Source organism: Wolbachia endosymbiont of Drosophila incompta, from assembly GCF_001758565.1.
GTDB classification, from domain to species: Bacteria; Pseudomonadota; Alphaproteobacteria; order Rickettsiales; family Anaplasmataceae; genus Wolbachia; species Wolbachia pipientis.
The window spans coordinates 41,133-48,088 of sequence record NZ_CP011148.1; the positions used below are offsets into that span (position 1 = coordinate 41,133).

Sequence of the window (6,956 nt, forward strand, 5' to 3'; positions counted from 1 at the left end):
ACTACCAGATATTTCGCTTAAACTTACTGTGACTACAGTATCGCTTTTCCAAGATTTAGATTCAGCTTCCGCGCCACGTTTTACATTAAATAAGCCACAATTAGATAAATTTGTTCCTATTACCTTTGCAATATTTTCGCTTAATTCGCTTTCCAACGCTGTTTTACATGTACATTTAGATACAACAAGACCAATGTTACCAACACTGCTTTTTTTTATATCAACATATAAAGCAGCTTTTGTAAAATAAGGAATAAATAACGAAATAAATAACACCAGATGAACGAATAGCTTCATTCATTTCATACCTGTTCTATCTGAACCTCAATTATAGGCCTTTTTAGTAAATATTCCTTTAAGATACTCAATATTGAACTTTCAATCTTATTTTGAATTTTTTTTGTTGGCTGCAAACTAAACAACGACTCAACTTTCTTGACAATTTTCTGTATGGTAGCTGCATCTTCTAGCACTTCAAAAACACCAGGTACAAATACTTTTGGTTTAGCAAGCAATTTATTTTTCTTGTTTACAACTGCTGTTACCACAATAACTCCGGCATCTCTCATTCTTTTACGCGTTTTTATAACACTGCTCTCCGGATGACGTAGCAACATACCATCAATACCAAAGTAGTCAACATCAATTGAATCAACCTTTCCTCCGTTCTCCAAATTAACAATATCACCTGGTGCAATCATTATTGCTTTTGCCACACCGCACTCTTTAGCAAATTTTACATGTGCATGCGTGTGAATATATTCGCCGTGAACTGGAATAGACATCTTCGGTTTTATTAAAGAATACATTTCCTTTAGCTCTTCTCTTGTTGGATGCCCAGAAGCATGAACATGCTCTGTTTTTTCAGTAATAACTTCTACCCCCATCTCAATAAAGGCATTGAGCATGTTGTGCGCACGAGTTTCATTTCCAGGAATGATTTTTGACGAAAAGATCATGGTATCACCTTGCTGCATTTTAAATGCTTGATGACTCTTAGCAGCAAGTCTTGCGGTAGCTGCCAGTGGCTCACCTTGACAACCTGTGCAAAGTAGCACCAGTTCTTCCCTTGGAAAATTTACTGCTTCCTTTGCTTCAAGAAACTGAGGAGAATCAGTTAAATAACCACTATCTTGCGCAACTTTCACTATTCTCCATAAAGATCTACCAAGTAAAACTACTTTTCTATTTAGTGCTTTTGCAGCTTGGCTTATCGTTTCAATTCGTGCCACATTTGAAGCGAATAGCGAAACAGCAACTAATTTTTTAGACCGCTTTATTATGTTATAAATATTATTATAAATTTCACCTTCTGACTCAGGGTGATGCTTGCTTAATATATTGGTTGAATCGCAAATTGCTGCAAGCAGGTCACCTTTATCGCCAATTTCTTTTAGACGCTCCATATTAGAAGTTAATCCAACAACAGGTTTTGGATCAAATTTCCAGTCTCCGGTATGGAGTGCACTACCCATTTCAGTGCTAATTAATATTGAATTTGCCTCAGGAATTGAATGAGTTACATTTATAAACTCGACGGTAAAAGGACCCAAATTTATGCTGCCATTTATGTCTACCTCTTTCACAGGCACTATACCTTCCAATCGAAATTCTTTTAGTTTCTCTTTAAGAAAATTAACCGTAAACTTTGTTGTATATATGGAGCACTGCAACTCTTCCCACAAGTGGGGCACTGCACCGCAGTGGTCCTCATGTGCATGTGTAATTATTATTCCAAGTAAATCTTTTTTTCTTTGAGCAATAAAATCTATATCAGCAATGAGCAGCTCAACACCTGGCATAGTTTCATCTGCAAAACCAACACCAAGGTCGATCATAATCCACTTACCTTGGTAATGATATAGGCTAACATTCATCCCGATTCTTCCTACTCCCCCAAGCGGAAGAAATAAAAACTCATTTTTGTTTATATTCATTAAATTTAAATTATTAAAACCTGAGAATAGCAAAACTTCGACCTTAAATAAAGAAATTTATTGCTTTTACATAGTTTTAAGGAACTAAGAAGTTTCTGTTGGCTAATAATAACACTATTGTTAAGTTTTCCATTAATAAGGTCAAAGAATTGCAGGATTAACCTTTTACTTGTTTCCGGACAACCTCTTAATGTCATTTAGCAGATTTCTTATTTTTTTTTTACTTTACTAAAAAACCCTTCAGATTGCTGTTGTACACTTGCATTTTCCTCTTCTTCAAGCGCTTTTAATAGTTCAATTTGCTTTTTAGTTAAATTTTTTGGATTTAAAGTCTCAACTATTACCTGTACGTATAAATCACCACGAGCATGTGAGTTCATATATGGCATACCCTTTTCCCTACAACGTAGTTTGGTACCAGTTTGAGTGCCTTCAGGGACCTTTACTTTTATTTTAGCTCCATCAATTGATTGAATATCGATTTCACCACCAAGCACTGCTAGTGTCATTCTTATAGGCACTTTACAGTGTAAATCTGCTTTATTTCTAGCAAAGATTTTATGGAAAATTATTTTCACGTATACGTATAAATCTCCACTTTTTCCACCTTTTGTTCCAGCTTCTCCTTTACCACTTATCCTTACCTTAGCTCCTTCTTCTATGCCTTTTGGAATTGAAACGGATATATTTACTTCATCTCTTCTACGTCCACTTCCACCACATTTCTTACATTTGTTTTGTATTATTTCTCCTTCCCCATAGCATGTAGTACATGTTCTTTCGATGGTAAAAAAGCCTTGTTGAGTTCTAATCCTACCGCTTCCCTGGCATGTGTGGCACTGAACTGGTTTAATTGCTCCTTCGCCACCTGTGCCTTGGCATGTATCACATTTTACATTTGTCACATAATGTATAGGCGCTTGTATTCCTTTAAATGCATCTTCTAAGGTAATTTCAAGATCATAACGTAGGTCTGCTCCAGATACTCCTGTTGTACTTCTTTTTGCTCTCGATCTACTTGCACCACCACCGAATCCTCCACCAAAGAAGTCATTGAATATGTCGCTAAAATCTCCTGCAGAGCTAAAGCCTTGAAATCCACCAGAAGCACCTTCGTGGCCATAACGGTCATAGCCTGCCCTTTTCTCAGAGTCAGACAGAACTTCATATGCAGCTGTTACTTCTTTAAATTTTTCCTCTGCTTCTTGATTGCCAGGATTTCTATCAGGATGATATTTTAATGCTAATTTTTTATACGCTTTTTTTATCTCATCAATACTGGCATTTCTGCCTACTTCCAGCAGATCATAGTAGTCTTTTTTGCTCATATATAATAGTTTAGTGCTTAACCTTTAAAGATAGGTATTACATATATTAATTTCAAGTGTGACTTCTGTTTCCTATAAAATGTGGTGCACCCTGAGCGACTTGAACGCCCGACCTTTTGATCCGTAGTCAAATGCTCTAATCCAACTGAGCTAAGGGTGCTTTCACAAAGTTAACTTTAGCAGGTTTTGTAGCTTGATTCAATTAATTTGGCTAAAAATAAAACTATTGATTTCTATCATACGTGAACCCCTCACAATTCTCAAACTGCCGTTTCGCATTAGAATTATCAAATTCACTACAAGGAGGAGCAGTTGGAGTAGTATTAGGATCTTGAGAAAAGTAAGGAGGTGGTGCATCATAACGAGAAGAATCTCCATAACCATGCCCTTGTCTAAGACAGCTATCTACCGCTCCTTTAGCTTTCTCGATATTTTCTAATTCTTCCTCATGCTTCATATGAAAAGCTAAACCACCAGCAAAACATACGAGAGAATTAACGCCAAGGATAGCTAAACCCCACACTGGTAAGACTGGGTAAACAGCACAAGCTACCAAAGCTGCCAAAGAAACAACGCCAACCGCAAATTCTATATTTCTGAACGTTTTAAATTTACTATCCAGGTAATCTATTTTTTCTTCTTTTCTAGCCACTTTTCTGCTGCTGTTATACCAAAAACACATACCAGCATGGAAAGCAACACACACAACTGCAGCTACTATACCCAAAGCTAATAGCTTTCTACTGTCTTCTGATTCTTTTTTATTCTCTTTTCTCCCTTGATGAGTGGTATTACCATTGTTAATATTCGTTATATTATTAACCGTAGTGTGACCACGTCCACCGAATAAAGAATCCATCCAGCATTGTAATAGCAAATAGTCCCAAAAGTCTAAACCTCTATTGTGTACATGTATATGTGTAATCTGAGAGCCTGTAGGTTGTGCGTTATTCCCTGCGTTATATTGATCATTTCTGCTTCCTGTATCGTGCCTATTGCTTGAATTTGGATGTGTAAATTCTTCATACACATTTTTAAAATTCTCCTTGCTCCAAGTTAAATTCGGTGTATTATTACAATACTGTAGAAACCCTTCAATATTATTATTATTACCTAATTTCTTTATATAGGCTAACGCATACCTTTTTAAAACACTATCACTTGCTACCATAAATACCCTCTTAAGTTAAGATTAAATTAATAAATATTTATTATAACAAGATAACATCTACTTGTCAACTTGAGCCTGATTCAAGTATCCGTTCAGAGTGTGGCAGAAGAACTTATTCAAATAAAGTAGGTGGTAAAATATAAACATTTTATAAAGTGAAAAATGGACTTTTCAGACCACTGCCGAGCTAAAAAAGCCCTGAAAAACGTGATACTTAGGCCACTTCTTGCTTAAGCTGTACAATTTCAGCTTGAGAAAGGCCAGTGGATTCAGCTATTAAATTAACAGATACACCAGCTTTAAGTAAATTTTTTGCAACTTCGATTTTTCCTTTCTCTATACCTTCCTCAAGTTTGTATTCAAGAATGGCTTCTTCTTTCCGCAGATCCATTATTCTTTCTTCATATGCTACTAAATCTTTTTCATTCCAGCTAAACCTGTCTAATTCATCGTAGGCTAACTTTATTATTGGTGATTTTTCTGCTATATTCCTTAGGTCTTCATCTGTAGTTTCATCTGCATACTGTTGTCTAAGTGAAGAAGGTCGCCCCTCCTCACTCGACTTCAAAATCGTACGTGAGACTTTGCGCCTCATACGGCTTCTCTCTAATTTGGTGCTTGTCATGCACACCTCCTGTGTAATTCATCGTGACAATGCCCATGTAACAAAGATAAATTTTTGATCATATTGTTTCGTCTATTCCGGTCTTTATGATGTATTTCTATTATATCATCACTTTCAAACCATAGTCTACAATTACCGCATTTACTTTGTTGTAACTTCAATAGTTTTATTACTCTCGATGGCTTATCTGGTATTTCTCTAAGACGATTACCCCAATATACCCAATCACCATCATATGAAGATCTGGTTTTTTGCACTTTGATATGTCGTTTAATAACATGATCGCTGTGTATAATAAGATGTATCTTGTTACTTGTCATAAAACGCCAGTTATCGTTATTATACTTTTTAAAGTATTTTCTTTTTATCCAGCATTTCCCTTTGTTTGGGTGCCTAAAGACTGCCCACTTCCAGAGCTTTCTATGTATAGTATTATCCAATGAGCTAAAGATTTTACATGAAACTACCGAAGAGTAATATTGACTCCATCCTCTGTTTATTGGATTGAGATTCCTTATTATTACTTCCTGTGGCGCCCCACGCATTTCTCTAAGTTTATGTTTAATAGCAAATGTATGCTGCTTTATAGAATTACGACTTGGTTTTATTAATAATGTGTAACCTTTTTTACTTTCTTTTGTTGGATATTGTCTTAGAGGTTGTCCGGAAACTAGTAAATTCAAGCATATTCCCTCTTTAACATAACCCTACTCATAGCTAGGTATATGAAATTCTCAGTGGATGTTGTGAGTAAATCATACTCCTTCGATAGCCTTCTATTCCTATTAACCCAAGCAAAAGTCCTTTCTACAACCCATCTTCTTGGCTGTACTTTAAACCCTTGTTCTCTTGTTGGTAGTAGCTCAGGTGGCGTATCTTTGTGCACCCAAAATCTACATGGAGGCCTTTTAACAATTTCAATATCTATGTCATATTCTTCCTTTATGTGATTCTTTAAATTTCTTCCTTGGTATCCCATGTCAGCCCACATTTTTTTAACTTTAGTATATTTTGTTCTCATATTGTTTAATGCTATTTTAATACCATCTCTATCATTTTCGTTAGCAGCGCCTACGTAACAACCTAGTATAAAACCCTGAGTGTCTGTAATTATATGCCTTTTTCTACCCTTTACTTTTTTACTTCCATCATAGCCTTTGATCCCCCCTTTTCTGTAGTCTTTACAGATTGACTATCTACTATACAGGCACTCGGCTGCTCATTCCTTCCTATTTTTCTTCTACTATATTTTGTAATTTCATAATTCATTTTCTCAAAAATTCCCTGCTTCTTCCATTGCCTGAACTGCTCATACACAGTCTTCCATAGCGGAAAATCATTTGGTAAATACCGCCATTGACACCCTGTACGCAATACATAGAAAATTGCTTCTAATATTTCTCTTTTGCTATACTTTGGCGGCCTTCCTCCTTTCTTGTATGATACTCTGAAGTGTTTTTCTATTCTTGCCCATTCCCTTTCGCTTAGATCTGTTGGATACTTTTTTCTCATCTTTACCCCGTACTAAAATTTCAGATATTATAGCCTTTTACTTGTTTCCGGACAACCTCTTATTGAAAATCCAAGAAAATCAAATCCTGGTTTTGTTTCGTCAATGGTTCTTAATGTATGAGAAATTCTTGTTTTAGAGGGCTTTAATTTTAGTCCAATGGTTTCTAACCATTCTTCAACTAAAATTTTTGCTTTAAGAATAATCTCTTCGTTTTCATGTATGATGACAAAATCATCACAGTAGAAAATTACACTAATAGACTTTTGCGCGTTTTTATGCGATATCCTACCATATTTTCTTTTCATGCATTGAAAGAGTTCGTTTGTTAATGCTTTTTTGACATGTTGCTCTAATCCGTGTAATGCAACACAAGCTAGCAACG

Annotated in this window: 7 protein-coding genes, 1 tRNA gene and 1 pseudogene (1 of these 9 only partly in view); all 9 read right to left on the reverse strand. The window is 35.7% G+C overall.

Features of this window, described 5'->3' with window-relative positions; genetic code table 11:
* Positions 1 to 297, reverse strand: the beginning of a protein-coding gene (locus tag WG67_RS00165; RefSeq protein WP_070356714.1) for a Tol-Pal system protein TolB. It extends 966 nt beyond the left edge of the window; 297 of the gene's 1,263 nt are visible here — the first part of the coding sequence; it begins with the start codon at positions 295 to 297; the stop codon falls past the left edge of the window.
* 5 nt (positions 298 to 302) lie between these two features.
* The gene (locus tag WG67_RS00170; RefSeq protein WP_070356715.1) at positions 303 to 1,937 is read right to left on the reverse strand and encodes a ribonuclease J; all 1,635 of its coding nucleotides are present in this window, start codon (positions 1,935 to 1,937) and stop codon (positions 303 to 305) included.
* A gap of 209 nt (positions 1,938 to 2,146) precedes the next feature.
* Positions 2,147 to 3,265, reverse strand: coding sequence for a molecular chaperone DnaJ (dnaJ, locus tag WG67_RS00175; RefSeq protein WP_012673045.1), 1,119 nt, complete (start codon positions 3,263 to 3,265; stop codon positions 2,147 to 2,149).
* 82 nt (positions 3,266 to 3,347) lie between these two features.
* Positions 3,348 to 3,425, reverse strand: a tRNA-Arg gene (locus WG67_RS00180).
* 63 nt (positions 3,426 to 3,488) lie between these two features.
* Entirely contained in the window at positions 3,489 to 4,436 is a 948-nt protein-coding gene (locus WG67_RS00185) for a hypothetical protein (protein ID WP_070356716.1), read from the reverse strand.
* Between the two features lie 214 nt (positions 4,437 to 4,650).
* Positions 4,651 to 4,962, reverse strand: a pseudogene (locus WG67_RS00190) (Rpn family recombination-promoting nuclease/putative transposase); the annotation flags it as partial.
* Between the two features lie 95 nt (positions 4,963 to 5,057).
* Complete coding sequence (locus tag WG67_RS00195) at positions 5,058 to 5,744, reverse strand: group II intron maturase-specific domain-containing protein (RefSeq protein ID WP_070356718.1); 687 nt, start codon at positions 5,742 to 5,744, stop codon at positions 5,058 to 5,060.
* Positions 5,741 to 6,573 (reverse strand): IS5-like element ISWpi1 family transposase gene (locus WG67_RS05770; RefSeq protein WP_094189578.1). Its coding sequence is split into 2 segments (ribosomal slippage): positions 5,741 to 6,204 and positions 6,204 to 6,573, totalling 834 coding nucleotides; the frame shifts between segments, so codons are not numbered across the junction. The genes WG67_RS00195 and WG67_RS05770 overlap by 4 nt, the downstream gene beginning before the upstream one ends.
* Positions 6,574 to 6,600: 27 nt before the next feature.
* A partial coding sequence (locus WG67_RS07425; protein ID WP_369688107.1) for a reverse transcriptase domain-containing protein occupies positions 6,601 to 6,956 on the reverse strand: 356 nt, incomplete at its 5' end.